The organism is Escherichia sp. 93.1518 (assembly GCF_013368915.2).
GTDB classification, from domain to species: Bacteria; Pseudomonadota; Gammaproteobacteria; order Enterobacterales; family Enterobacteriaceae; genus Escherichia; species Escherichia ruysiae.
The window spans coordinates 116,591-139,946 of record NZ_JABWMT020000011.1 but is presented as its reverse complement, the minus strand read 5'-3'; the positions used below and the strand labels follow the sequence as shown (position 1 = coordinate 139,946).

29 protein-coding genes and 4 pseudogenes are annotated in these 23,356 nt (G+C 44.8%); 10 read left to right on the top strand and 23 right to left on the bottom strand.

What is annotated here, in order from left to right; all coding sequences use genetic code 11:
• Positions 1-47 precede the first annotated feature (47 nt).
• The 10 genes and pseudogenes from HEN21_RS10790 to HEN21_RS10745 all read right to left on the bottom strand — a co-directional run bounded on the left by HEN21_RS10790 (position 48) and on the right by HEN21_RS10745 (position 9,563).
• On the bottom strand, positions 48-1,160 hold the full coding sequence (locus HEN21_RS10790) for a phage minor head protein (RefSeq protein ID WP_001363932.1): 1,113 nt from the start codon (positions 1,158-1,160) through the stop codon (positions 48-50).
• A complete protein-coding gene (locus tag HEN21_RS10785; protein WP_000763702.1) occupies positions 1,144-2,550 on the bottom strand; it encodes a DUF4055 domain-containing protein in 1,407 nt (468 codons plus the stop codon). Before HEN21_RS10785 ends, HEN21_RS10790 begins: the two co-directional genes overlap by 17 nt.
• Positions 2,551-2,552: 2 nt before the next feature.
• Positions 2,553-3,854, bottom strand: coding sequence for a terminase large subunit domain-containing protein (locus HEN21_RS10780; RefSeq protein WP_000625348.1), 1,302 nt, complete (start codon positions 3,852-3,854; stop codon positions 2,553-2,555).
• The gene (locus tag HEN21_RS10775) at positions 3,835-4,929 is read right to left on the bottom strand and encodes a terminase small subunit (protein ID WP_097700280.1); all 1,095 of its coding nucleotides are present in this window, start codon (positions 4,927-4,929) and stop codon (positions 3,835-3,837) included. Before HEN21_RS10775 ends, HEN21_RS10780 begins: the two co-directional genes overlap by 20 nt.
• Before the next feature lie 3 nt (positions 4,930-4,932).
• Positions 4,933-5,142, bottom strand: coding sequence for a hypothetical protein (locus HEN21_RS10770; protein ID WP_000126788.1), 210 nt, complete (start codon positions 5,140-5,142; stop codon positions 4,933-4,935).
• Complete coding sequence (locus HEN21_RS10765; protein ID WP_001204033.1) at positions 5,120-6,052, bottom strand: GREB1-related protein; 933 nt, start codon at positions 6,050-6,052, stop codon at positions 5,120-5,122. The genes HEN21_RS10770 and HEN21_RS10765 overlap by 23 nt, the downstream gene beginning before the upstream one ends.
• Positions 6,053-6,578: 526 nt before the next feature.
• Positions 6,579-6,836 (bottom strand): annotated as a pseudogene (locus tag HEN21_RS23595) (ParB/Srx family N-terminal domain-containing protein); the annotation flags it as partial.
• Between the two features lie 137 nt (positions 6,837-6,973).
• Positions 6,974-8,431 (bottom strand): Trk system potassium transporter TrkG, encoded by a 1,458-nt coding sequence (gene trkG / locus HEN21_RS10755; RefSeq protein ID WP_001363926.1) that lies wholly within the window; start codon positions 8,429-8,431, stop codon positions 6,974-6,976.
• Positions 8,432-8,568: 137 nt separating this feature from the next.
• Positions 8,569-9,033, bottom strand: a complete 465-nt coding sequence (locus HEN21_RS23590; protein WP_001362632.1) for a lysis protein — start codon at positions 9,031-9,033, stop codon at positions 8,569-8,571.
• Positions 9,030-9,563, bottom strand: coding sequence for a lysozyme (locus HEN21_RS10745; RefSeq protein ID WP_176251817.1), 534 nt, complete (start codon positions 9,561-9,563; stop codon positions 9,030-9,032). The genes HEN21_RS23590 and HEN21_RS10745 overlap by 4 nt, the downstream gene beginning before the upstream one ends.
• Positions 9,564-9,668: 105 nt before the next feature.
• Here HEN21_RS10745 and HEN21_RS10740 point away from each other — a divergent pair, with 105 nt between their 5' ends.
• Positions 9,669-9,941: a hypothetical protein gene (locus HEN21_RS10740; protein ID WP_000369847.1), complete on the top strand. Its 273-nt coding sequence runs from the start codon at positions 9,669-9,671 to the stop codon at positions 9,939-9,941.
• On the opposite strand, the gene HEN21_RS10735 is transcribed toward HEN21_RS10740, so the two are convergent.
• Both HEN21_RS10735 and HEN21_RS10730 read right to left on the bottom strand, forming a co-directional pair.
• On the bottom strand, positions 9,907-10,251 hold the full coding sequence (locus HEN21_RS10735; RefSeq protein ID WP_000189896.1) for a YdfR family protein: 345 nt from the start codon (positions 10,249-10,251) through the stop codon (positions 9,907-9,909). The two genes, HEN21_RS10740 and HEN21_RS10735, sit on opposite strands and share 35 nt — an antisense overlap.
• Positions 10,252-10,255: 4 nt before the next feature.
• Positions 10,256-10,471, bottom strand: coding sequence for a class II holin family protein (locus HEN21_RS10730; protein WP_000839585.1), 216 nt, complete (start codon positions 10,469-10,471; stop codon positions 10,256-10,258).
• A gap of 216 nt (positions 10,472-10,687) precedes the next feature.
• Between HEN21_RS10730 and HEN21_RS10725 the strand changes: the two genes are divergently transcribed.
• Positions 10,688-11,200: a hypothetical protein gene (locus tag HEN21_RS10725; RefSeq protein WP_000418708.1), complete on the top strand. Its 513-nt coding sequence runs from the start codon at positions 10,688-10,690 to the stop codon at positions 11,198-11,200.
• On the opposite strand, the gene HEN21_RS10720 is transcribed toward HEN21_RS10725, so the two are convergent.
• From HEN21_RS10720 to HEN21_RS10705, 4 genes are all read right to left on the bottom strand, one after another.
• On the bottom strand, positions 11,197-11,427 hold the full coding sequence (locus HEN21_RS10720) for a hypothetical protein (protein WP_001314667.1): 231 nt from the start codon (positions 11,425-11,427) through the stop codon (positions 11,197-11,199). The two genes, HEN21_RS10725 and HEN21_RS10720, sit on opposite strands and share 4 nt — an antisense overlap.
• A gap of 1,276 nt (positions 11,428-12,703) precedes the next feature.
• Positions 12,704-13,246 (bottom strand): DUF1133 family protein, encoded by a 543-nt coding sequence (locus tag HEN21_RS10715; protein WP_000640108.1) that lies wholly within the window; start codon positions 13,244-13,246, stop codon positions 12,704-12,706.
• Positions 13,243-13,533: a DUF1364 domain-containing protein gene (locus HEN21_RS10710; RefSeq protein ID WP_000228023.1), complete on the bottom strand. Its 291-nt coding sequence runs from the start codon at positions 13,531-13,533 to the stop codon at positions 13,243-13,245. The genes HEN21_RS10715 and HEN21_RS10710 overlap by 4 nt, the downstream gene beginning before the upstream one ends.
• Positions 13,533-14,132, bottom strand: coding sequence for a DUF1367 family protein (locus HEN21_RS10705; protein ID WP_176251816.1), 600 nt, complete (start codon positions 14,130-14,132; stop codon positions 13,533-13,535). Before HEN21_RS10705 ends, HEN21_RS10710 begins: the two co-directional genes overlap by 1 nt.
• Before the next feature lie 541 nt (positions 14,133-14,673).
• Between HEN21_RS10705 and HEN21_RS10700 the strand changes: the two are divergent.
• Positions 14,674-15,017, top strand: a pseudogene (locus tag HEN21_RS10700) (RNA-guided endonuclease InsQ/TnpB family protein); the annotation flags it as partial.
• Between the two features lie 301 nt (positions 15,018-15,318).
• A complete protein-coding gene (locus HEN21_RS10695) occupies positions 15,319-16,671 on the top strand; it encodes an SIR2 family NAD-dependent protein deacylase (protein ID WP_176251815.1) in 1,353 nt (450 codons plus the stop codon).
• Positions 16,672-17,029: 358 nt separating this feature from the next.
• Here HEN21_RS10695 and HEN21_RS10690 read toward each other — a convergent pair.
• The 6 genes and pseudogenes from HEN21_RS10690 to HEN21_RS10665 form a co-directional block, all read right to left on the bottom strand.
• Positions 17,030-17,405, bottom strand: a pseudogene (locus tag HEN21_RS10690) (DUF977 family protein).
• A gap of 15 nt (positions 17,406-17,420) precedes the next feature.
• A pseudogene (locus HEN21_RS10685) lies at positions 17,421-18,181 on the bottom strand (DUF1627 domain-containing protein).
• A gap of 22 nt (positions 18,182-18,203) precedes the next feature.
• Positions 18,204-18,950 (bottom strand): ATP-binding protein, encoded by a 747-nt coding sequence (locus HEN21_RS10680; protein ID WP_096251804.1) that lies wholly within the window; start codon positions 18,948-18,950, stop codon positions 18,204-18,206.
• A gap of 6 nt (positions 18,951-18,956) precedes the next feature.
• Positions 18,957-19,814 carry a YdaU family protein gene (locus tag HEN21_RS10675; RefSeq protein ID WP_176251814.1) on the bottom strand — a complete coding sequence of 286 codons (858 nt, stop codon included), beginning with the start codon at positions 19,812-19,814 and terminating at the stop codon, positions 18,957-18,959.
• Between the two features lie 12 nt (positions 19,815-19,826).
• Complete coding sequence (locus HEN21_RS10670; protein WP_000693802.1) at positions 19,827-20,249, bottom strand: toxin YdaT family protein; 423 nt, start codon at positions 20,247-20,249, stop codon at positions 19,827-19,829.
• The gene (locus HEN21_RS10665; protein WP_001072340.1) at positions 20,246-20,500 is read right to left on the bottom strand and encodes a helix-turn-helix transcriptional regulator; all 255 of its coding nucleotides are present in this window, start codon (positions 20,498-20,500) and stop codon (positions 20,246-20,248) included. Before HEN21_RS10665 ends, HEN21_RS10670 begins: the two co-directional genes overlap by 4 nt.
• 79 nt (positions 20,501-20,579) lie before the next feature.
• Here HEN21_RS10665 and HEN21_RS10660 point away from each other — a divergent pair, with 79 nt between their 5' ends.
• The 3 genes from HEN21_RS10660 (at position 20,580) to HEN21_RS10655 (ending at position 21,590) form a co-directional block, all read left to right on the top strand.
• On the top strand, positions 20,580-20,999 hold the full coding sequence (locus tag HEN21_RS10660; RefSeq protein WP_000233320.1) for a helix-turn-helix domain-containing protein: 420 nt from the start codon (positions 20,580-20,582) through the stop codon (positions 20,997-20,999).
• A gap of 290 nt (positions 21,000-21,289) precedes the next feature.
• Positions 21,290-21,424 carry a phage protein gene (locus HEN21_RS23055; RefSeq protein WP_000233809.1) on the top strand — a complete coding sequence of 45 codons (135 nt, stop codon included), beginning with the start codon at positions 21,290-21,292 and terminating at the stop codon, positions 21,422-21,424.
• A gap of 10 nt (positions 21,425-21,434) precedes the next feature.
• Entirely contained in the window at positions 21,435-21,590 is a 156-nt protein-coding gene (locus HEN21_RS10655) for a YdaF family protein (RefSeq protein ID WP_001169151.1), read from the top strand.
• Here HEN21_RS10655 and HEN21_RS10650 read toward each other — a convergent pair.
• A complete protein-coding gene (locus HEN21_RS10650) occupies positions 21,587-22,075 on the bottom strand; it encodes a superinfection exclusion B family protein (RefSeq protein ID WP_176251820.1) in 489 nt (162 codons plus the stop codon). The genes HEN21_RS10655 and HEN21_RS10650 overlap by 4 nt on opposite strands.
• A 441-nt stretch (positions 22,076-22,516) precedes the next feature.
• Between HEN21_RS10650 and kilR the strand changes: the two genes are divergently transcribed.
• From kilR to HEN21_RS10635, 3 genes are all read left to right on the top strand, one after another.
• Positions 22,517-22,738 carry a killing protein KilR gene (kilR, locus tag HEN21_RS10645; protein ID WP_000560223.1) on the top strand — a complete coding sequence of 74 codons (222 nt, stop codon included), beginning with the start codon at positions 22,517-22,519 and terminating at the stop codon, positions 22,736-22,738.
• Positions 22,738-22,908, top strand: a complete 171-nt coding sequence (locus HEN21_RS10640) for a YdaE family protein (RefSeq protein ID WP_001352098.1) — start codon at positions 22,738-22,740, stop codon at positions 22,906-22,908. The genes kilR and HEN21_RS10640 overlap by 1 nt, the downstream gene beginning before the upstream one ends.
• Before the next feature lie 74 nt (positions 22,909-22,982).
• Positions 22,983-23,258, top strand: coding sequence for a protein RacC (locus tag HEN21_RS10635; RefSeq protein WP_000632297.1), 276 nt, complete (start codon positions 22,983-22,985; stop codon positions 23,256-23,258).
• Positions 23,259-23,356 lie beyond the last annotated feature (98 nt).

Sequence of the window (23,356 nt, the reverse complement as noted above, 5' to 3'; positions counted from 1 at the left end):
AATAAAAAAGGCCACCCGAAGGTAGCCTGTTGTAATAAATGATTTATTTAAATCCCTGCTTTTCTGAATACCTGTGCATCACGCTCACGGAGCTGCTTCAGCGTCAGCCATTCGCCTTTATCGGTGTAAAATTCATCTGGCGACATACCACCATCCCGAATCAGCTTTGCTCGGGTTTCCCCCACAATCTGTTTTTGTCTGGTGTAAGGCTGACGCAAAAACCATTCCCTGTAGGTTGTATCTCCGGCCACCACTCCATCCATGCTGGCCCGCTCAGCCGGGGAAATATCGCGAACATCAATACCCAGTTCCTTCGCTGATTTCAGAATGAACGTTTCCGTTGAGCGGCAGCAGAAATGAATTTTTCCCGGCCCCTGCAAATAAGGCACGCTGTGACCTACAGGTTTATTATTCAGCGTATATTTGAGGCGATCCCTGATTCGACATTGTGGCGTAGTACGATTATCAAGCGTTGATAACCATTGCTTACCCTTAATCAAATCATTATTCGCGCTGGCAAAACTCTCACGGGCAGTAGCAGCAAGATGTCCAACCGCTGTTTTTGCAATGCTGGCCGCATTAGCCCGGCTCATCTGCAATGCACCATCCTGAAATCCCTTACTGACATGTCCCCGAATTTTTCTTGCGATCTGCTCATTGGTATCCCCCAGCAAAAAACCCTGACGCACTGTATTTGTTATGCGTCTGAGCCGATCCGCCTCAAGATCTGAGGCCCACTCACTGAGCAGTCGTCCCTGGAATGGTCGCGCCATTGCAGCGGCATAAAGTGCATCAGGAGAGATACCAACCAGAGGGTGAACATCAGCAACAAAATCAGGTAGCATAGAATCAAACAGACTTAACTGATAACCAGCCTCATAAATTGCCAGCTCGTTCAGCTCTCCGGAGAGACTGGTAAACATGCTGTTAATAGCAGTGCGGTTAACCTCTCTGACGCTCGCCAGAAGTGACTCCAGGCGCTTAACGGTAAAACTACCTGGATCGAGGCTGTCCAGTGCTATCAGCAGGCGAGCAGTAAGTTCCGCATCGCTGTCATTCAGTATTTTCACCATTCTGGCAGCCACGCCAGTGCTATAGCGGGATATCCAGACTGCATGAGCAATTGATTCATCACGCAGCCGTTCATTCACGGTTTGCATCATTGATTTCCATCAGCATTACACTCTGATTTTTTAATTCATCGATCACTTCCTCTGGACGGGAATCCTGATCGATAAATTTCAACGCCTGCAACACCCGAACCGCATCAATCTGACGTATATCACCGCCCTGACGCAATGACTGAACAGCCAGCGCGGAGGATGAGTCAAACACCTGGGCAGATACATCCAGTTCAGTGCGCACATCCACATTGCCACCGCAACTCTCTCCGATCCATTCCGCCATTATCTGGAGAATATTATCGAGGGCATCTTCGAGGGAGTTCGCCATTGTATAAAGCGGCGAGTTTTCCTGCATTCGCTCTTCATTAGTCTGATCAACAGATTTGGTGGATGTATTTTCAGCACGCAGAAGTTTAGCGCCGGCATGACGCATCTGATTTTCCAGCTTCTCAAGTGATGTTTCGCCAGATTCTATCGCTGCGCCACTATGTTCAACATATTCGAGGCCATTTTTTGTTCTGTCCTCAAAAATCGTAGCGGTGGATGCACCAACCGTCAGTTCTTCATTCCTGTCCAGCCCGTAGGCCACCAGCAATGGAACGCGGGCAACATGAAGAATATTGTCCTGCTCGCTCTGGCTTTGCCAGTGCTTGATATTCAGCAAGCCAAGATTAAGCAATGGCGGTGTACCACGCATAAATCCTGTTTTCTTCGTGTACAGTGTTACCAGAGGAATATCATCACGGCTGGTATTCCATGACTCATGAAGCGTCCAGACAGATTCGCCATTAGTGCCTTCGCTACGTCGATAAATTTCAACTCGACGGGGCATAATATGGCGGATCTGCTCCACCTTCTTCTGCCCGAAATCATCACCATCAATAATGATGACCTCTTTTATACGCAAATCAGTGAGAACAACTTTCCCTTTTTCAACTTTCGATTTCCATCCAATAACCTGGCGTGGATTCAGCATCGTAACGTACGGACGACCACCGGTCGCGTTTTCATCGGCTTTTGTCCGAATCTCTTTCATATCCGTTCGTGGATAGTCCACCAGCGCATGTGCCACACCATACTGAAATGCGAGGCTGAAAAATTGCTGCGCCCACACATCCAGTCGGCTCCCCTCCATGTCGATATTTTCTGCATATTCCCTGATTTTTGCCGGCGTTTCCTCACTCAATACTGTCGGCTCTGCAAATATGCGCCCAATATTTTGCTTGATGCTTTCTTCATACACAGGAAGTAGCGTAGCCACAGACAGGCGTTTTTTATAAGCGTCTTCATCTTCGTTAGGCCATTTTGGGAGATAATTTTCCCCCTGCCTGCGCATTTCAAGCGTACCGCCCATCAGTGCGTCGTTAATATCCCACGCCTCCAGCATATCGTTATAGTCGAGGTTGGGTGTTGATATATCAGCCATAATTAAATCCGAAGTGATGTGACTCTTCCGGTCGGTTTGACAATAGGGAATTGCTTAACGATGAAATAACCTCCGGCATCATTCGGGTGATCATTGCCAGATTTTTTATCAGGCTCCCCCTTCTCATCCCAGACCTGTTGCTCCAGAGATTCGGCATATAACGGGCAACGCTTCACATTAACTTTATAGCGACGCTCACCATTGGCATTGCAGAACATTGCATTCATTGAGTTAACGCGATCTTTTACTGGCGGGTTCGAGCTGTTCACCACAACGTTAAAACCAGCCTGCTTAAGCTGGGCTATATCCGTCGTACTTGCGTTACTTGATTTTCTGGAATCCCCGGAAGCATCTGGATAAATATAAATTTCCCTCACTTTCCGGTAATCATTCCCATCATACAGCCAGAAGCGTTCTTTAATGATGCGGATCATATCCGGCGTATCGTAGGCATTGATGATTTCAGTTACCGCACATGGAAGCCCCAAACGCAGCACATGGACGATTCCCGCCATCTTTCCAACGTTAAAATCCATCCCAATATAAATCGGCTCCCCTGGCTGCTCCACTTCTTCGCAATTATTCAGTTTCCGGTCAAACTGATGGTAAACAGTACCACTTGTCAGGTTAGTAAACTGTCCTCGAAGATAGGCTTTAATCAGCTCTGGAGGGTATGATTCAAGAAGCGAAGGAATGTAATCTGCTGGCAGGTTCTTTTCATTATCGAAAGTAGATGCCTGCACCAGACCATACAGTGAGGCCAGCTCTGTTTTTTCACGCACGGCTTTAACAAACTGCTCGTAGACAAATTTGAATCCTTCCGGCGTGGTTGTAACGTCAATACCGTTGCGAAGTCCATCAATCTTATAACGCATACGTGCAATTATCTTGCGCCACGCCGTTCTGGCTTTTTCCTTCGGCAAAATGTCCAGTTCATCCACCAACGCATTACCAATTTTGAAACCGACGATCGTTTGTGGCTTCTCCATCGATCTGCAGATAGTGGTTCCCCGATACTGGCGTCCGTAATAAAAGTGAACCTCTTTATTTCCCTCATTAATTTTTACGTTCAATCCCCAGTCAGCAGCAACTTCTTCCACTGTAGGGTAAAAAATATCGCGAATTTGGGGATACGTTGGCGCAAAATATCCCTGATTTATACCTGGATGCTCCCAAATCCCCTTGCATATGCCGCCACACCCAACCCATGTTTTGCCCGAGCCAAAACCAGCAATATAGGCTTTAAATTTATGGGGCATTGAAAGAAATCGCGCCTGAGGCACATTAAGCGTCGGAGAGATCATCTTCATCACTCCTTACTCTGGCATCAACCACATTAATATTGATCGCCACAGGCTGGGGATGTTCATTATCTTCCACCGTTTCGATCTCTTTGCGCAGCTTCTGGTTTTCCATTCTGCGCCGTTCAATTTCCAGTTCCTGTAGCCGTTTATCTGCACATAAAGCCCCGCCAGCAGAAAACAAACGCAACAATTCACGCCGGGCGGCAGCCTTATCCTCCAGCAGGATCTCAACACCGTATTTTCCGAGCTTTGACCCTGCATATAATTGCCGCGCATCCCCATCAAGCAGTGTGGTATCAGCCATATAAAGCTGTCCTGTTCCCTCACCGCAGCACTTCGGGCAATCAGGATTGGGTATGGCGTTATCAACAAAGCCGAGGCCTCCATATTCCGGCTCGGGTTTACCATCTCTGGAGGCCTGTGCCGCAGCCTTATCGAATTCTGCAATATCACGCCACTGGTAGAGATGATTCTCGCCCCAGCAATAACGGCAGTTAACACGGCGAAATTGTGCCAACTGATTGGGGTCGGCCTGGACAATGGCCATCAACTGGCTCACCAGTAAATCCAGGTCTGCGATATAGCGTTTCTGGTACTGATTGCGGAAGTAGCTGATAGCACGATAAACCCTGGCATTTCTAAGCATACGGCTGGCGTTGCTGTTAGCTGTCGCACCTTGCCCCTCATAACCAGCCAGTCGGTATGCCTCTGTCGGCTTTTTCCCCTGAGCAACCAACATGGCGAATTTTGCCTGCTGGTCAGAAATACCGAATTCATCGGGGCAGAACGAAATTTCTTCCGTGTCCCCCTCAATCAGGAGTGCATCGGATACAGCCTTTTTTTTCTGAGATTTTCCGTTCTGCCTTTGCGCAGTCTGCGCAGTTTTTTTTCGCGCACTTTTTTGCGCAGTTTTGCGCATTTCTTTCTGCGCATTTTTCGGAGTTTTTTTGATGTAACGACGGGCTGTTGCGTAGTTCAGTCCCCTTGCTTCACACCATGCCACCGGAGATATACCGGAGCGGGTGTATTCAGCAATATACTCCTGCTGCAACGCCCCCCAGTCCGGTCTGCTCATCAGTTAGTCCTGATTTTTATCCACCCTGAGTAGTTCGCGCAGAGCAAAGGCATCCCCTTTTCTGGCAAGCTTAAACAATGCCGCTCGTAACTCGGCTTCACCTTTCGCTCTGCCCTTACGGATGGCCGCATAAAAATCTGTCATTGCTTCCCGATTTTCTTTCAGTCGGTTCAGATCAACATCCAGAACGTCAGCGATTTGTTGTGCAGTCATCCGGCACGCTGCCAGAGACTCGACTTTCGAATACGGAATCATTTGTCACCCCCATTGATATGCAGGGTGTCTTCTTCCTGTATTTTTCGTGAAGGATTTTTACTGCAGCGTTGTTCCAGGTGACCTGATGGTGAATGCGTTTATGGCTGGCACCCATCAGTGAGATTTTTACGCACGACGGCGAATACATGACGGAGTAAAAACTTTTAACGTAGGTTCCGGAGTCCAGATACAGCTCGGTCATTCCGCCGCTGTTTTTCTGCGTCTGTTTCTGCCCTAACTGGACAGCACCGATCGTCATAAACAATTCACCACAGCGACCGAGATTCGTGTACGTATTCACATCCTCGTTAATGCGCCCCATGAATGAGAACGGTCGATCAACCGAACAGATAAAGCTGTTCATTGCCTTGCGTTTCACCCACGAAGCATGGCCGCCATTGTCACCAAGAAAATCCCCGCCCTGCGACATAGCGATGGAAAGCGCGGGTATTGATTCGTAATACGCCAGCATTTCAGAAAGGATCGCATCCAGTTTCCTTATCGGGAAATAGGCCTGGTCATAGTTGCGATCCACCCGAAACTGGAACTCGTGATAATCATCATCGAGCTGAATGAAGTATTTACACCCGACCAGTTTTGCCAGGTCGAAACAGGCATTACGGGCGTAAAAAATTGAGCGGCGGTCACCAAAATTATCGGCTTCGTCAAAACGACTGGCAATATCGGCTTTGGAAAATACCAGCACCTGTTCACCAAATTCAGCCATGTACTGATGCCGTGTCTTATCTTCATCATCAACAACGATAAAAATTTTCCCGGTATAGCCAGCACGACGCAACGTCCGGTAAGTCAGAACTTTGTCCGGTCGCCCGTGAGTCAGAATAAAGGCGCAAAAATCATCACGCATATTCCTCCTCCTCCCCGCCATGCATGATCTCCACCATGCGCTGCGTCATTCGGACAAATCCATTTTCAATAGCCTGCTGATAATCAATGATCACCAGCGCCGACTCCTCGAAAAGGCACTGAATTTCAGCGGGGGCATGAGCGTAATAGTCCGCAATTCTGCTGAAATTAAACACTGTGTGACGTTCTGCCGCACACAGGAGGAATTTCTCAATATCAGGATCAAGGGACGCCGAACGTATCCGGCTGATCAGCTCCTGAGTTTTCGTATCGTCGTACAGTTCACTGATATCCGGTTTACCGTCCGACGGCTCATAAACAGGCGTATCAATTTTCGTCGTATACGGCTCCTCCTCATTTCCTGTACCGGGCAAAACATCCGTCAACAGTTCATCAATTTCTGTCGGGATGAAGCCTGTCAGGGAGACATCAAAATCAGCATTGATTAGGTCCGACAGCTCCATCCGCAACAGATCTTCATCCCAGCCAGCATTCATCGGCAGGCGATTATCTGCCAGGCGGTACGCCTTTTTCTGCTCATCCGTCAGGCCAGACAGAACAATGACCGGAACAGAATCCATTTTGAGCATTTCAGCCGCCATAACACGACCGTGACCCGCAATAATTTCGCCCTTTTCGTCAATCAGCACCGGATTAGTCCAGCCGAATTGCTTAATACTTTCTACCAGTTGTGCCACCTGCTCAGTACTGTGCGTCCTGGCGTTGTGCGCATACGGTGACAATTCTTGTAATGGGCGATAGACTATCTTTAATTTCTCGCTCATACAGCCTTGCTTTATGAATAAAACGCACCCCAGCAGCCAGTGCTACTGGGGGCGGAGGTGTTGCTGGTAAAGTTAGGTATTGGATCAATGAGTGAGTCAACATAATATTAAACTCACAATTATAAATCAGCCATATATTAGGAGCGCCAAAAAAAACCTGAAAACAATATAATAACAGGATAAATTTCAAGGCGACCAAGAATCATAGCTATGCACATTAAATATTTTGCAATGTCATTAAGCACTCCGAATGACGATGCAGTAGCCCCAAAACCTAATCCCATATTATTAATACATGCAGCCACTGTTGCAAATGATGTAAGAAAATCATACCCCATACCATTTAACACCAGTATAAAAAACACCGTGAAGAGAGTATAAAGAAAAAAGAAACTCCATACAGACCTCATTACACGATCTGTAACTATCTTCCCTCCTACATTTACACTCAACAACGCTCTGGGATGAGAAAGCTGATTTATCTCGTGTTTGCTTTGTTTGAAAAGTATAAGAAATCGAAGTGACTTAATTCCACCACAGGTTGAACCTATACATCCCCCAAAGAAACTTGACAACAGCAAAAACACTATCGTGTGCGTGGGCCAGTTTGCATAATCCTGCGTAGCTAAACCATTATCAGTGAGCATGGAGCTGGCAAGAAAAAACGAATGAATAAAACTTCCATGCAAGTCATACATACCTATATGCCAGACCTGGAAAGAGGTAACAATGATCACCCCTAAGGCTATTAACAGAAAGAAACGAAGTTCAATATCTCTGATTAAAGGTTTTATCGTTTTTCTGCTAATAACAATATACCAAAGAGTAAAGTTGAAAGCCGATAGCAGGGAAAAAGCACCAGCCACCAGCTCAACCAAATAGTTATTAAAATATCCGATACTCTCGCTATGAGTTGAGAAACCACCAAGCGAAACTGTGGAAATCCCGTGACAAATAGCATCAAACAAAGGCATTCCTGCAAGTCTATAACAGACAATACAAGCAATACCTAATAAAGAATAAGTTATCCACAGTGTCCGTGACGTATCGGCCAGGCGGGGAGTGAGTTTGTCATCCTTAAATGGCCCCGGCATTTCTGACTGATAAAGCTTTGCACCACCAATACCCAATAATGGCAATACTGCAACCGCCAGAACAATAACTCCTAAACCACCTATAAAATTTAACTGTGACCGATAGTACAAATATGCCCGAGGTAATGAACTAACATCATCAATTACAGTTGCTCCTGTTGTTGTTATTCCAGAAACCCCTTCAAACAGAGCATCAATGAACGTTAAATTAAGTTCTGAGTCAATCCATAAAGGGAATGCACTAATAACAGAAAACAAAATCCAAAACATTACAATTATAATAAACCCATCACGGGTACGTAATTGAATGCCAGATTTCTTAGTTGTATACCACGCTCCGCCACCAATGCAAAAAAATATAACGAAAGTTATAAAGAAAACGAACAGGCTTTTTTCTTTATAAAACAATGCTACAACCATTGGTGGCAACATTGAAAGACTATAGAGCCAAACCAGGAACCCACACATATGAGTAACAACTCTTACATGAGATGTATTCATATCTAAATATTCTTTCAATTATAACCACCTTGCTGCAATATTATGATTATACTGTATAAAATTTAACTCCTCTTAGATCTTACTTCACTGTTCCTTATGAAACAATCATCAAAATGAATCATATTGTAGTTAAGATTTTACTTTAAACACTGTTCGGTTATGTATTGCTGAGCACCTTCAAGTTGGGCCTGCATCATTACCAGTCGTTCCCGGAGGGTGAAATAATCCCGTTCAGCGGTGTCTGCCAGTCTGGGGGAGACTGCATTATCCACGCTGGAGGTGGCGGTGGCTTCACGCACTGACTGACAGACTGCTTTGATGCGCAACCGACGACGACCAGCGGCAACATCATCACGCAGAGCATCATTTTCAGCTTTCGCATCAGCTAACTCCTTCAGGTATTTTGCATCGAGTGCAGCAACATCACGCTGGCGTATCTGCATGTCAGTAATGATTGCGGTCGCCTGGTTGAGTTTTTCCGTCACATTATCGCGTTGCGCTTTGTAGGTAATGGCATTATCACGGTAATGATTAACAGCCCATGACAGGCAGACGATGATGCAGATAACCAGAGCATAAATAATCACGGCAACTCTGCTCACTGCTCTATCCCCCAACAGGCTAATGCGCTCTCCTGATCACGACGAATAACCTGACCGTAACAGTTATTTGAACGAAGGCGGCAATCGCGCCCCCTGTCCTTAATCCACCAGCGAATCGCCTCGCAGGCACCTTTACGATCACCTGCATTCAGCCGCTTATAAAATGTCGACGGAAAACACTTAGCGGGGCCAATGTTATAGGGACAAAATGACGCGATACCCGCTTTTTGTGGTTCGGTCAGTGTTACTTTAATATTGCGATCCACCCATGACAGCGCCTTATCACGCTCAATGGCATTAACCTGATCGCATTTTTCCTTCGTCAGTGTCATGCCCGGAATAACAGGTTTACCATCTACTATCGTGGCACCGCGACAGATGGTCCATATGCCGGAACCATCGCGGTATGCCGTAGTGTGGTTACCCTCTTTTTCATCCAGAAACTGGTCAAGTATCTCAGGAGCAGATGCGCCTGCTCCAATCAGCGCCAGAACGGCCGCTGACAGGCCGTATTTGATTTTTGCGTTCATGGATATTTATCAGGATTTATCGGTTTCTGAACCCTGGATATGTTTATCTGCCCCGGCCTGTTGAATCAGGCGGGGAAAAGGTAAATACAATCAAGAGGATTATTTATGGACAATAACACCATTTCTCTACAGGAGTTGCTCGACTGCATTTCCAGGCTTCGGGATGATGTAAATGCCCTCACTGTTGCATTTTCATATCTGGCCTTATCAATTCCCAGAGAACAAATGCAACCAACACTGGCATCGCTCCTGCTTGAATCACGCAACCCCAAATGGTCCCAGGAACAACAAAATTCTTTTAAGTGGCTGGCGACATTACTGGAAGAAAAATATGCTGGTAAAATTACCATTTCGGTGGAGTCTTCAGAAAATCAGTAATTCTTCCTGGTAGCTTTCCTTTGTAGGTTATCCACACATTCTGCGCCTCTAAAATTACGGGGCGCTTTTCCGGTGACTGCTCATCCCCTTCACATAACCCGGCAGCAACATCCAGGAAGACCTGTCTGATGCTCCTTCTCGCTGCTGCCTCATAAAACTCAAGCGCGGCACCTTCAACACGGTCCAGCGAGATGTCCAGGTCAAAAATTTCACCGTCAAAGCGTTTTTTGTCTTGTAATGCTACAGTTACCGCAACTTTATTCTCAAAATTGCGGATCCCTTTCACAATCAGTTCATAGTCTTGGGTCATTATATTACTCTCCTCTCGCAGCCTTTCTTCTGTCTTCTCTGATTTTGAAGTACAGATTTGTCAGATAAGTCAAAAAGCCCAGAACCAGACTTCCCAGCACACCAATTGCAGCCCACTGTGACGGACTGACCTGATCCAGCCACTGTAAAAACCAGTATCCAGCACTGCCTGCGGAGGTGCCGTAGGCAATGCCCGTTGTTAACTTGTCCATGGATTTCATAGCCTCACCTCCGAGAATTCGGATGGTGCTAAACGTAGGGTCCAGGCTCTCAGATTTACTAACAAGAAGTCAGAGATGTTATCCGTAGCCTGACAATGAAAAAGCCCTGGTACATGCAAGGGCCTGATGAAGTACCAGATTAAGAATCTGGCGGCATAACCTCGCACTTGATATCGTTACATCGCCAAAAGTAACAACTATCAATGGAGAAAATGAATGGAACTATTTTTGGTTGATCGCCGAGGAATATACTCAACTGGCGATATTGTTACACCAAAGCGATTCTCCGATATAAGTCCTGTCGAAATGTCATCTCTGGTAGACAAACTTTTTCCGTGCGGGCTTGCACCACATGGCGAGGGATACCTTATTAACAATGCGGCAAAAATTTATAATAAAAACGAATTCATCGACTGGGGGTTAGAGTTTTACCGAAGAGGAGTTTACCCGCAAAAACCTTCTCGCTATACGTCACTCTTCGCATGGGGTAACCTGGAGGAGGCTAAACATTTTCGACTTACAGACGGGAAACCATCAGATAAAATCTTCATAATACAAACAGATAGTTATCATCGCGGAGATATGTCATTATTAAGAAATGATACATCAGTACTGGAATTCACCTACAGAATGGAACTTTACTGGGCAGGTAAAACCTTTAACCCTGATCCAGTCTGGGAATACATTTGTCCGCTACCAGTAACTATCGGTGAACAAGTCCTTGCTTAATCCCCTTCATCCCAATAAAGACCTTTCGCGACACAATGGGGGCGGTAAGGATAGCAATAACTTGCTCTGACGTTACCAACCAGCGTACCACTTTCTTTGAATGCCTTATCTCCGTTCCTGAGCTGTGATAAGGCCTTTTCAAGTTCAGCTATCGCGACAGCCACGTCTTCGCTTTCTACATACAGTGAAAAACCTTTAATGGGTGAACTCATGGTAAGTTGGCTCATAGATATTTGATGATGGTGTGAGTGCATAAATAGTCTCCCAGTGAAAGAAAATTCGAGTTGTGCTGTTACCATATCAAGGATGCTACTTATTTCTATATGAAAACAATAATAATCATTTAATATGCATAATTATAATTAGCCATCAAGCATTCAAGAAACCATCAAGATATTGATATAAATCACCACAAAACCAATATCGCCTCATAAAATACCTACGATTCTTTGTCTGTCGGAATCTTTTGTAAATCCTTGTTCTTCTCACCATGAATTTTCACGGGCTCCTCTTCCGGGGAGCTATTTTTTATCGTAAATAACCACTCATTACAGATGAATTGACCAAAATCAATATCCGTCACAGGCATAGAGCAATAGAATTAATAACGTACGCGGTTACTTATATACTTCCTTTATTCACAAGCGACTCTTTAACGGGTCGCTTTTTTTCGGACTATCACCGACACAATGTCAAAAAAAGATCTGCATCACAAAAAAACTTATAAAAAAATCACAAAATCCAAAACTCCACTACATAAACGCTAATAAATATTGCTTCACATATTTTCATACTAGTGCCCTCGCAAGAGGGCTTTTTTATCTGGATGAAAAACAATCAACCATTAATAATGACATAGTAATATTGACTAAGGTCAAGGAAAAACAAATCATGACACCTAAAGATATAAGAGTTTTTCTGGAGGCGAATTTTGAAATGCATTAGATTTTACGGCTCTTTCACGGGCCGTTTTTTTTGCCTGAAATTATGCCAGAAGCCGTGCTGCATCATCTCACCAACATCAACGTCTCCTCAGTCCTGAATTAAGACTACGTGGTGATTTTTAGCCTAAAATCCCTGCCAAATACTTTCTATATAAACAAAAAACCGCCCGTCAAGGCGGTAAAAAGATGGTTAGCTAAAGAGGTCATTATTATTATGATCTGAGGCGTCGGGTGCCTCCCGAAGTATATCAGCTCCTGACTAATACACTGTGGCTTCCCTCCCGCTAAACAGTTATACCTTGCCACCCCCGCCCTGGGGAACACCTCAAGATCCTTAATAGATTAAATTACAGCATTAATAATATAAGTGATCTACATCACATTATTTAGGCATAGAAATATGCATCAAAACAACAACAATATATCAACACTAATATCTCATTTCTTACAGATACAAAAAAACCACCTTTAGGTGGTTTTTTTGTATCCGTGGGATTGTTCGCCTCGCGATACAGCTTTGCGAAGCATAGCGAAATTGAAGCAGTTTATACGTAAGAAATCAAGCCATTTTCTCAGCAAATGATTCACGCATGGGAATATATAGGACATACTCAGCAACAGCTAACCAATTAGCAATCCGTTTTTCGCATGTGCTAAAACACCACTCTGGGTGTGCATCATGTAGCAATTCAGCCATTTTACGCTTAGTCATCCCCCGCCCTTCATAGCGTTGCCGGAGAATGCAAATCAATCCTGGATGCTCTGCCAGCACCTCACTTATGACTCGATCAATACATAACGCCTCTGCATCAGTACAATGCGCCAGCCAGCTCTTTTGCTTGCCGTTGATCATCTCTCTCAAAAACGCTTCCAGCTCAGCTTTCTCTATTCCCGCTTTTTTCATTCTGCGCAGGGCTTCATTGATGGCTGTTTTCGTCAATTTTTGGGATGCCAACAACTGATTGAACATATTTCCTGACCTGCCACCGCCAATATACGACCAGCGCCCCCACATACGCAGTTTGCCCTGAATCCAGACACTTTCCAGCGTGGCGAGACGAAGGTGTTCTCCGCTTTTTCCTGTATTCGTTGGGTAAATCACAAATATCCCTCCTTTCTCCAGATTTCTTGTGTGCGAAAAACACCTTCTGCATGCATCAGGCGTAATTCTTCTTTGGTGTAATCGCTGGTTTTTACCCGCCCGTCGATTAGATCGTGGCATGAGCTACAGGCAATCGCCGCCTGCATATCGTGTGGTTTTGTCGCTATTCCGCACGTTCCCGCCAGTCGGTAATGCGCCAGCACAGACGTTTCCGGATCGTGATTGCAGTAGCCAGGAATTCTGACGGTGCACATCTGCCCCCGCGCCGCTTTACGTAAATCCACCATTACGCAAACTCCAGCAGCTGCGCGGCCACATTTTCGACTTGTTCCGGAGAGGAAAATTTACGGAACAGAATCCAGTTCCACAGCACATTCAGAACAGATTTATAAACCTGCTGAAACTCGGTTTCGTCCATATTCGCAAAAGCGATGGATTTCGCCCGACGCCCATGGCTACCGTCCGGATAAAAATGTTCGGCGTAAAATCCAGCCTGAATGGTTACCCACTCGCGAAAAGCCTCAAACGACTTTAGCAATGCCGTATCCCGGGTTCTGCGTGTCGCAACTGTATTCAGATATTGCTCTGCGGCATCACTCAGGGCTGGCGTGTGTTCCCGACCAACTGATTCGCACAGGTAATCAACGAAACCAGACAGCAGTTCTCGTTCGCGAGGCGTGATCGCCCCACCGACCGGAGTCCAGTAATCGAATCCCAGTTGCAGGAGTTTGAAAAAACGCTTGTGGAATGCGTAGTTACGCACACGCTTAAAGTCTGCGTGTATCCACTCACCTATTTTGATTTGATGCAGAAAATCGCAACTCTCCGGCGTCGCCGGGAGAAGTAAACCAGAAGAAGTTTGTTTGACCAGTTGTATATGCGCCATTTCTCAATCTCTCGATGGCGCAGTGCAGCAGATGCCAGTTGTTCAGGCTGACGTATAAAGTATAAATAAACTGGTTCCAGTGTAAAGCCCCCACCTTAATGGAATAAAAACCAAACAACAGATTGCTGGGATACAAACAACGCTTATTATTAAAAGCGGTTAAACAAATTAAATTTTAATGTTATGCAAATCTGCCAGATCACCATAATATCTCATTTGAAAACCGCTGAAATAACAACCCTATCAGGGTTAATCATATTAAGGTGAGTAAATATGGAAAACAACAAATCTGCACATTACGTTCCTTTTTTATCTGTAATACTTTTTGTTTTATGCTGTGCGTGGGCATTATTTTTATAAAAATATTCACAGATAAAATAAACCCGCCAAAGCTGGTTAAGTGTGGGTGCGTTGAGGATGCCTGACACATCAGAGGTGGCGGGGGTTTATCCCGCCCAGTCTCTTACCCGATGTGCCTTATATCCCCGTCCTTCAGGGCGGGGATATAAGGCTCCGTTTTCTACCTGACTATTTTAGTGGTATGAAACGACGACAGGCTTTCAAATTCCGGTTAAGACCCGATGGACAACAGGAGCGTGAAATGAGGCGCTTTGCTGGCACAGTCGTTTCGTTTTCAATCGTGCTCTGGCACGTCAGAATGAGAATCATGAGGCCGGAAACAGATATATTTCCTACACGAAAATGACTTCGTGGCTGGTTGAGTGGAAAAAATCACCGGAAATGCAGTGGCTTAAAGATGCCCCGTCACAGCCATTGCAGCAGTCACTGAAAGACCTTGAGCGGGCCTGCAAAAATTTCTTCCAGAAATGGGCGGCTTTCCTCCGTTTCAAAAAGCGGGGACGGAATGATGCATTTCGCTATCCGTAAGGAGTGAAACTCGACCAAGGGAACAGCCGTATTTTTGTTCACTGACGATTAACACTGATATTGACTCTTTTCGATGGGGCAGAAAAACAGCGTTCACTGGGCGATAACACCATAGTTGATACATTGAAGATACTACCAACCATGTGCTGGTGAAATTTTCGATAAAAATAGTGCTTTCAATGATATGATTGACAAAGAACGCTCCGGAGATACCAAGGTAAAGTCAGAGAATCACAAAACTCCGGACCGCTCCGCAGCGATTTGCTACTCCGGCATCAAACAACCTAAAGGTTAAAGTATGGACTTCACTGAATATCAGACAGAAATAATTGAAGATATCAAATCATGTCTTGAAGGTTTGCAAGTACAGCCAATTCTCTTTATGGGCGCGGGAGTATCTCAACGTTACTTAAAAGCTCCTGATTGGGAAAACCTGTTAAAGTATCTTGCTGAAACTTGTCCATTAATCACTCGTCCGTATGGTTACTACAGTCAAACAAAAAATGACAACAAGCCATTGATAGCCAGCGATTTTTCTGAATTATACGCTGAATGGGCTTGGGATGTCAGAACTTCTCGCTATCCTGAAGAATATTTCAATAGCAAAACCCCTAAAGACATATATATCAAGTATGAAATTGCGACATTGTTGAATAAACTTTCAGAGTCAATTGATTTTCCAACTATAGAATATGCTGAAGAAATTGAAAAGTTAAAAAGAGTAAGGCCCCATGCCATTATTACAACAAACTATGATGACCTGCTTGAAAAAATATTTGACAACTATCAACCAATAGTCGGTCATAATGTTGTTACTGTAAATTATACTACTTACGGCGAAATCATGAAGATTCATGGAAGTAGTAAAGAACCCGAAAGTATAATTATAACAAATGAAGATTATGATGAGTTCTATAAACGCAGAAAATACATTAGTGCAAAACTATTAACATATTTTGTTGAACATCCTTTGTTCTTCATCGGTTATAGTATTAACGATGAAAACATTAAAGATATCCTATCCGACATTGATGAGATAATTGCACCTAACAATGCATTAATCCCTAATATCTATCTGGTTTCTTTTAGTCCAGAATGTGAAACCACTGGCTCACATCAGAAAGAGATTCTAATTGGCGTAGGTGAGAATAAAAGCATCAGAATCAAAGTGATATATGCCAATGATTTCGGTTGGATTTATGATGCTCTCTCATCTAATACTCCTGAAATTAGTGTTAACCCCAAACTAGTTAGAGCACTCTTAGCCAGGACCTATACGTTTGCTTCACAATCACTTGTAAAACAAGAACTTCCATATGATTTTGAAATGCTTAAGAACATTGCCGAACAAGATAATGTATTAGCTAAACTTTATGGTATCGCAGAGTTAAATAATGGACAAGCACTTAATGCAAGTTATCCTTACACCATCTCTGAGCTTGCAAAACTACTTAATATGGGATCTTGGCATTATGTTCACCAAATTTTAGAAAAAATACAAAAAGAAACTGGTACTAATATTAAATCCTCAGATAATAATTACCATGTTTTAGTGAAGACAGGGAAGCAAGGGGTTCATAAATACTCTCCTGCGACATTAGAATTAATCAAAAGCATTATTAATGGCCATGAATATAAACTTAATTTATAATTATCCCGCATAATAATTCATACTGAAAAGGCCGTCAGAGAAATGTTAGCGGCCTTTCAATAGAACAGTAGCTCCAACAAAACAATAATTAGATAATTATTGTAATTCTTGACATCTTATGTAGCGTTCTAGAGTATCTCACGCCATTCAAGAAATATTCTCACTTTAACCCCTCTCGTTGAACAATTTTGTGTTCTACTCCCCTCCGTGGCGCGCAGATAAATGCAAGAAATGAACGCATTGGTAAGGAACAAACAATAAAAACTTTGGCTCTCGGCCTAAATAACATCTGGGTCAGAATAATTTTTTCCAACAACAACACCTCCTAAAAACTTCCCGGATAAAACGCCAATACACGCTACATGACTTCGCTCTTCCGGCACTCGCGACAGATTATATTCAGACGCCTGTCATAGCGGCGTATTTCTCCGTCTGGTAAATGACCAGATAAGGTCCGGATCAACTACAGCAGGTTTCTTCACCTTTGCCCTCGATAGTTTTTTGCGGGCGTTTTGCCAGTCCTTACGAGCCTGTTCAGAGGGAAATAGCCCGTAACCAGAGTTGTATACATCGCCACTGGCAACCAGCTCTCTGGCCAGAACGCTCATCAGATATCTTGTTGCCCCAGTTTTAGCTTCCAGTTGTCGTAACGTCTCGCGCCCACTCAGGCGTACGAGTTCAACAACCTGTCCTTTAATTTTTTCCCGCTCTTCTTGTGTAAATACTTTTGCCATAAGCGCCTCTGGCAATCACTTTTCCGACACAATACGACTGGAGGAATCGACAATCTGACGAACAATATCCCGGTGCTTGTTCAGCTCCCGCAGCGCGGCGCAGACTCGCTCCCACTTCTGGACATGATCCTTCACCCTACGCAGTTCGCGGTTTGCCATATGCAGCGATGGCAAAATCAAATCATCTTCTCGCGTTGCAGTAAACGATGGCAGCGACTGCACAATGTCCGCTACAGTTTCTGTTTTAATATCTTCCTGTGTTGCCGCTTCCTGTACTGGTAACGCAACACCGGCTGGCTGAGGAAAGGCTTTACCATCAGTTTCCGCTACCGATGCGGCTTTCGGCTCTGCTGGTAAATTATCGCCCGGTATGCAGTAACGAAATTTACCGCCCTGATTTACGCGAATCAGACGACCTTTGCTGATTGCCATTGCCAGCGTTGAAGCTACTTTGCGTGATGTGGTACCAAACAATGTAGCCAGCTCATCCGCCGTTTGTGGTCACGTTGTTCAATCGTCGCAGTTAAATCGCTCTCTGAAATTTTCGCGACTGTTGCCGTGGTAGTTTCTTCCGGCAGTTCTGCCGGCGCTGGCTGTTCCTGCTGAACGTTGTTATCAGCCACACGCCAGGTGTATGCGCTTTTATCAACGAAACCAGCCTTTTTCAGTTCCCATAGTTCGTTCAGCACTTCTTCACGACTGATATCAAGTCGCGCAGCAAGTTCTATGGATGTGGCTTTTCCCATTGCTTTCAGTGCGTCAAAAACAGTCTCCATTAAATTTTTCTCCCGGTAAAAATTACTTCGCAATTCCTGGCTGGACGACATTCGGACGCCAGCTCTCCCAGTTAAAATTCACCCATCGCCCGCCGTTCATGGTCATGCGATCCATAATCCGCTCGCCGAGCAATGTTTTCATGGCCTCATAGTTCAGGTTTGTCAGCATCCCCACGCTGCGCATCGACGCTGTCCGGCGATCAACAATCTGGTGCAGTACCACCTGCTCGTTTTTCGTCTCGCGCTGAATGCCAATTTCATCAAGAACCAGCAGATCCACTTCGCACAGTTCCCGCAAAAATTTTTCGCCTGACTGCCCATCGTCATAGCTGGCGTGCAGGGCACTCATAACATCAGCCACGGTAACCACAATCACTGTCTGACCGTCTTTCAGCAGGCGATTCCCGATAGCTGCCGCTAAGTGGTTCTTCCCGGTACCAGGTTTTCCACTGAACGCAAAATTTGTACACCCGACCATCAGTTCATCGGCGATGAATTTCGCCTGGCTCAACGCGTATCGCTGACCGTCGTTCTGCACCTGGTAATTCGAAAACGAGCATTTGCGGTGCAATGGCTGGATGCCAGAGCGATTCAGAATTTTTTCCACCCGCAACTGACGATTCTGACGGTTGATCTCCTCACAACGTTTCTGGCCTTCGGAAAGTTGCCACTCACGCCACTCCGCCACCGTCTTGAATGGCGCGGTTACATGTGACGGGGCCAGTCTGCGGATACGTTCAAGAACGCCGCCTGTCGCAATATTTTTCATGGTCAGTTACCCCCTGAAGCCTGGTGGGATCGCACTGCCCGGTAACGAAACGGTGTTAACCCGTCGGAGTAACGTCTCAGGTCGAACACCTTTCGGCGCGAACAAGCCCTGGTATTCGTTGGCGATGCTGTGTCGAATCACCTGCTCAGGTGAAAAACCCTGCTGGCGGAATTTTTCCAGCTCCCGTATCGCCCCGTTAGCGCCCTGCTCCGTTCGAATCGGTTTACGCAATGCCTGGCGAAATTCAACCCACTCACGCCAAAGCGAGAAAGAAATCCAGTTCGGCAAAGCAATATCCAGAGGGTCAAACTTTTTGACACCTAGATTCCCCCGGGGGGGATTTAGGGGGGGATCTGTTTTTAGATCTTTATCTGTATCTTTATTAGTTGCCTTTGTGTTGACATCATGTTCAAACACCACTTCAACATCTGTTTGAACACCTGTTAAATTTCTCTCTTGTTTTGTTTGAACATCTGCTTCCTTTCTGCTTCTTCTGGCCTGAACAGATGCTTTTCCTGCGGCTGATTTTTTGGTTAATTTTTCCCTGACTGATGCCAGATCTTCCTCAATCCGAAGATGCACCCATTCCTCGCCGTTATCGCAAAAAAACTCCTGCAAGGATGGTTCAACATCAGCCCATCGCTCGTTAGTCAGACGGGCAATTTTTGCCAGCCTGTTTTTAGGTATTGGCTTTCCTGTTTGCCAGTAATTGAACATCAGCAACAAATACGCACCATGCTCCTCTGCTGACAAATGCATGGTGTCAGCCAGGTAATCAGCTATGTACAGTTGCATGTATGGTAATGCGGCCATAATTGCCCCGTATGATGCTGCCCGGTGGCTTAGAATAAGCACAAACAGCATGGAAACTTTTGCTTAATGAACAATGACAGAATCGTCGGAAGAACCGCCGCCGCTGAAATGCGCTTTCCGGTAAACGGCTTGGACTGCATCATCATGCGCATCAATTGCCGTACTTAACGCTTCCTGCGCCGCCAGTAATGCACGGCGTTCCAGGGTATCGAAGATGCAGAGTCGGTGACGCAGCTCGCGCGGAAGGATTGCCAGAATTGCTGGGATCAGCTTCTGAATTTTTTCTCTTTGCGTTTTCGTTTCACCTTTCAACCAACGGTGATAGATATTCTGCTGATTGTTCCAGTCCTTGCCTGGAACTAGGGGCAATTCGCCGCCCCCCTGGCGCAGATATTCTTCAGTAATTGCATTGGCTACCCATGCCTGCCCTTTTTCGGCTGCCAGGGCTAACAACACTGATTCGATGTGCTCATGCTTGATTTTCATGAATCAACTCCCATCAGCTTTTTCGTAGTAGTTTTATTTTTGCCAATAGTTAAAATTGCATCGGCAGAAAATAATCCGTTTGATGCATGAGCGATTTTTTCAGCGTAATTTGTTTCGCCGGTATATTCTGTGCGAGGCAGTTTTCCGTTATCCATCCATTTGTAGATTGCTCTTTGGCTGACACCACAAACGTCGGCCACAACAGAAACGCGAACAGTTTTGATTACATCTTCAAGTGTTTTCTGGTTCATATCACCCTCACAATGTGAACTTTGAGTACATGCTATAACAGAACTGACAGTACATTCAAGAGCGAATATCATTGAACTTATGGTTCATGAAGATAAAGCGCGTAAAGAGTTCGCCAGTAGGCTTGCGCTAGCCTGTGAAAACGCTGGTTATGAACAACATGGAAGGCAGGCAGAAATTGCCCGTCGAATGAAATTAACACCAAAAGCGGTTAGCAAATGGTTTAATGGCGAAACAATTCCTCGCCGAGAGAAATTAAGGGAATTAGCAACACTCATTGGAACAACACCAACCTATCTTTTGGGAGAGGATACAGAAGAAAGTGGACAGGTACGTTTCTATCAGGAGTTAAATCCAAGACAAAAAATCATCATTGACCTTCTGGACGAGCTCCCTGACAGTGAGACAGATGAACTTTTAAAAACTCTTGAGGAGAAAAAACAGAAGTACAATGCAATTTACGAAGAGTTAGCACGAAAGAAAAAACAAAAAGCCTCTTAAACCAGCATAAATCCGGTAGCGTCCCCCTCCGGGTTTGTGCTTCACTTTATCCCATCTCATTTTTTTACACACAAAATGTACTTAAAGTACTTTACAACAATGAACACAAAGTACATTATATGCCTACCAACCCACCCCGTCCCACAGAACGCCGGGCAATACTTCGAGTTACCAGGCAGTGGTCAGAGGTTAAGTAGCCAGCCCGAGGCGTATGAACATGACGGCAGGGTTCAGATTTTGCAGTGCAGCAGGTTTCAGTTCCGCCACCCGGCGTTAAGGGGAGAGATAAGATGGTGCATTACGAAGTAGTTCAGTATTTGATGGATTGTTGCGGTATCACTTACAACCAGGCTGTGCAGGCTTTACGCAGCAACGACTGGGATCTCTGGCAGGCAGAAGTCGCTATACGTAGCAACAAGATGTGAGATTCGCAAAATGCAAAAAATCGACCTCGGCAACAACGAATCCCTGGTGTGCGGCGTGTTCCCCAACCAGGATGGAACGTTCACTGCCATGACGTATACCAAAAGCAAAACATTTAAAACCGAAACTGGTGCGCGCCGATGGTTGGAGAAGCACACAGTAAGCTAACGATTAAAACGTCTACTCCTGCTGTTCCAGAATAACTTCATAAAATGGGAGTATTTTTCGGTGACGAGATAATAAGAACAGTTTGCGCTATCACTCTGATGTTGAATGATGCCCTTCCGTTCTAATTTTTTCATAACCGGGTTAAGGCAAGGAGAAGTGATAATAAGATTTCCTGTTTTAAGGAAATCTTTAAATACAGCGATTTCTTTCTCAGATAAACGAAGCAATACTCGTTGCTCTGGTAGTAATGAATAATGCTTTTGAATATGTGCTCGCAATCTTGAGAAGGAAATGGCGACCACGAAAGAAAAGGCAAAAACGATAATCTGAAAGAGCCAAGGTATTTCAGTATAAGCATTGAATGCGGCAGTAAACTCTTTCGGTATCAGCCAGAGAGTGAGACCAAAAATGATAATCGTATACATAAGTCTTTCGAGTGGCTCGTTAGCAAAAAGTTTCAACAATGGAGTAAATACATCCAACATATCAATAACTCTCAACTGTAAGGGTATTGAAATGTTAACACAAGCTCTCGCTGTAGGGGTATAGCCGAGACCACCGAAGCCCGGAGGTGGTGAAATAAAACCGGGCACAACACGAAGGCGCATTTCCGATATCCATAAAGAGTCGGTCTTGTCTGTTAAATTTAAATGGTGGGAGTGCGCCTCCGGTTGTAAATAACGACATTGCTGTGTGTAGTCCTGGCGGCATCAGTTTTTTTCTTGAAGTTCGGCTGATGTCCGCCCTTTTTAAAGTGAATTTTGTGATGCGGTGAATGCGGCTAAGCGCACGTGGCACAGTTAAAAGTCATGTTAGTCCTTATTGGTTTGGGTGGGAAAGCCGACTGTAATTGTTAACTGGTTGCAGTCACCTGGAGGCACCAGGCACCGCATCAACAAAGTTCATTTGTAAAAATGGAGATAATTATGATTGCACATCACTTCGGAACTGATGAAATACCACGTCAGTGTGTGACTCCTGGCGATTATGTTCTTCATGAAGGCCGGACATATATTGCCTCGGCAAACAATATTAAAAAGCGAAAACTATATATTCGTAACCTGACCACAAAGACATGCATTACTGACCGCATGATTAAAGTCTTCCTCGGTCGTGATGGTTTACCTGTAAAGGCGGAGTCATGGTGATGACTAAGAAAATAAAATGTGCTTACCACCTTTGCAAAAAAGACGTTGAAGAAAGCAAAGCTATTGAAAGAATGCTTCACTTCATGCACGGGATTTTATCAAAAGACGAACCGAGAAAATATTGCAGTGAAGCTTGTGCCGAAAAAGACCAGATGGCACATGAACTTTAATTAATTGACTATTCGAAACTGAATTTATGCCAGAAATGGCAGGTATTCGCTCAACCTTAATTAAGGAGAAAAACATGATTACCAATTATGAAGCCACTGTTGTAACTACCGATGACATTGTTCACGAGGTGAATCTGGAAGGAAAGCGCATTGGCTACGTAATTAAAACAGAAAATAAAGAAACCCCATTCACTGTGGTTGATATCGATGGTCCATCAGGCAACGTAAAAACACTTGATGAAGGTGTCAAAAAAATGTGCCTGGTGCATATCGGAAAGAATCTGCCCGCAGAAAAAAAAGCCGAATTTCTGGCAACTCTAATTGCAATGAAATTAAAAGGTGAAATCTGAAAGAAATAGCCTGCGTATGGCGCAGGCTATGAACAGTGTGTATCCGGCAAGATCATTCACTGAACAAAACGAATTTTAATCTGAGTTGAGGTTAAAAA

Coding starts and splice junctions, on each gene's coding strand:
- HEN21_RS10680 (WP_096251804.1), bottom strand. CDS start 18,950: ATGAAAAATATTGCGACAGGCGGCGTTCTTGAACGTATCCGCAGACTG.
- HEN21_RS10720 (WP_001314667.1), bottom strand. CDS start 11,427: ATGAGCCAACTTACCATGAGTTCACCCATTAAAGGTTTTTCACTGTAT.
- HEN21_RS10695 (WP_176251815.1), top strand. CDS start 15,319: ATGGACTTCACTGAATATCAGACAGAAATAATTGAAGATATCAAATCA.
- HEN21_RS10740 (WP_000369847.1), top strand. CDS start 9,669: ATGGACAATAACACCATTTCTCTACAGGAGTTGCTCGACTGCATTTCC.
- HEN21_RS10665 (WP_001072340.1), bottom strand. CDS start 20,500: ATGAACCAGAAAACACTTGAAGATGTAATCAAAACTGTTCGCGTTTCT.
- kilR (WP_000560223.1), top strand. CDS start 22,517: ATGATTGCACATCACTTCGGAACTGATGAAATACCACGTCAGTGTGTG.
- HEN21_RS23055 (WP_000233809.1), top strand. CDS start 21,290: ATGGTGCATTACGAAGTAGTTCAGTATTTGATGGATTGTTGCGGTATC.
- HEN21_RS10655 (WP_001169151.1), top strand. CDS start 21,435: ATGCAAAAAATCGACCTCGGCAACAACGAATCCCTGGTGTGCGGCGTG.
- HEN21_RS10705 (WP_176251816.1), bottom strand. CDS start 14,132: ATGGCGCATATACAACTGGTCAAACAAACTTCTTCTGGTTTACTTCTC.
- HEN21_RS10785 (WP_000763702.1), bottom strand. CDS start 2,550: ATGGCTGATATATCAACACCCAACCTCGACTATAACGATATGCTGGAG.
- HEN21_RS10725 (WP_000418708.1), top strand. CDS start 10,688: ATGGAACTATTTTTGGTTGATCGCCGAGGAATATACTCAACTGGCGAT.
- HEN21_RS10765 (WP_001204033.1), bottom strand. CDS start 6,052: ATGCGTGATGATTTTTGCGCCTTTATTCTGACTCACGGGCGACCGGAC.
- HEN21_RS10660 (WP_000233320.1), top strand. CDS start 20,580: ATGGTTCATGAAGATAAAGCGCGTAAAGAGTTCGCCAGTAGGCTTGCG.
- HEN21_RS10640 (WP_001352098.1), top strand. CDS start 22,738: ATGACTAAGAAAATAAAATGTGCTTACCACCTTTGCAAAAAAGACGTT.
- HEN21_RS10635 (WP_000632297.1), top strand. CDS start 22,983: ATGATTACCAATTATGAAGCCACTGTTGTAACTACCGATGACATTGTT.
- HEN21_RS10790 (WP_001363932.1), bottom strand. CDS start 1,160: ATGCAAACCGTGAATGAACGGCTGCGTGATGAATCAATTGCTCATGCA.
- HEN21_RS10775 (WP_097700280.1), bottom strand. CDS start 4,929: ATGAGCAGACCGGACTGGGGGGCGTTGCAGCAGGAGTATATTGCTGAA.
- HEN21_RS10780 (WP_000625348.1), bottom strand. CDS start 3,854: ATGATCTCTCCGACGCTTAATGTGCCTCAGGCGCGATTTCTTTCAATG.
- HEN21_RS10735 (WP_000189896.1), bottom strand. CDS start 10,251: ATGACCCAAGACTATGAACTGATTGTGAAAGGGATCCGCAATTTTGAG.
- HEN21_RS10650 (WP_176251820.1), bottom strand. CDS start 22,075: ATGTTGGATGTATTTACTCCATTGTTGAAACTTTTTGCTAACGAGCCA.
- HEN21_RS10710 (WP_000228023.1), bottom strand. CDS start 13,533: ATGGTGGATTTACGTAAAGCGGCGCGGGGGCAGATGTGCACCGTCAGA.
- HEN21_RS10770 (WP_000126788.1), bottom strand. CDS start 5,142: ATGACTGCACAACAAATCGCTGACGTTCTGGATGTTGATCTGAACCGA.
- HEN21_RS10730 (WP_000839585.1), bottom strand. CDS start 10,471: ATGAAATCCATGGACAAGTTAACAACGGGCATTGCCTACGGCACCTCC.
- trkG (WP_001363926.1), bottom strand. CDS start 8,431: ATGAATACATCTCATGTAAGAGTTGTTACTCATATGTGTGGGTTCCTG.
- HEN21_RS10745 (WP_176251817.1), bottom strand. CDS start 9,563: ATGAACGCAAAAATCAAATACGGCCTGTCAGCGGCCGTTCTGGCGCTG.
- HEN21_RS10675 (WP_176251814.1), bottom strand. CDS start 19,814: ATGCTGTTTGTGCTTATTCTAAGCCACCGGGCAGCATCATACGGGGCA.
- HEN21_RS10670 (WP_000693802.1), bottom strand. CDS start 20,249: ATGAAAATCAAGCATGAGCACATCGAATCAGTGTTGTTAGCCCTGGCA.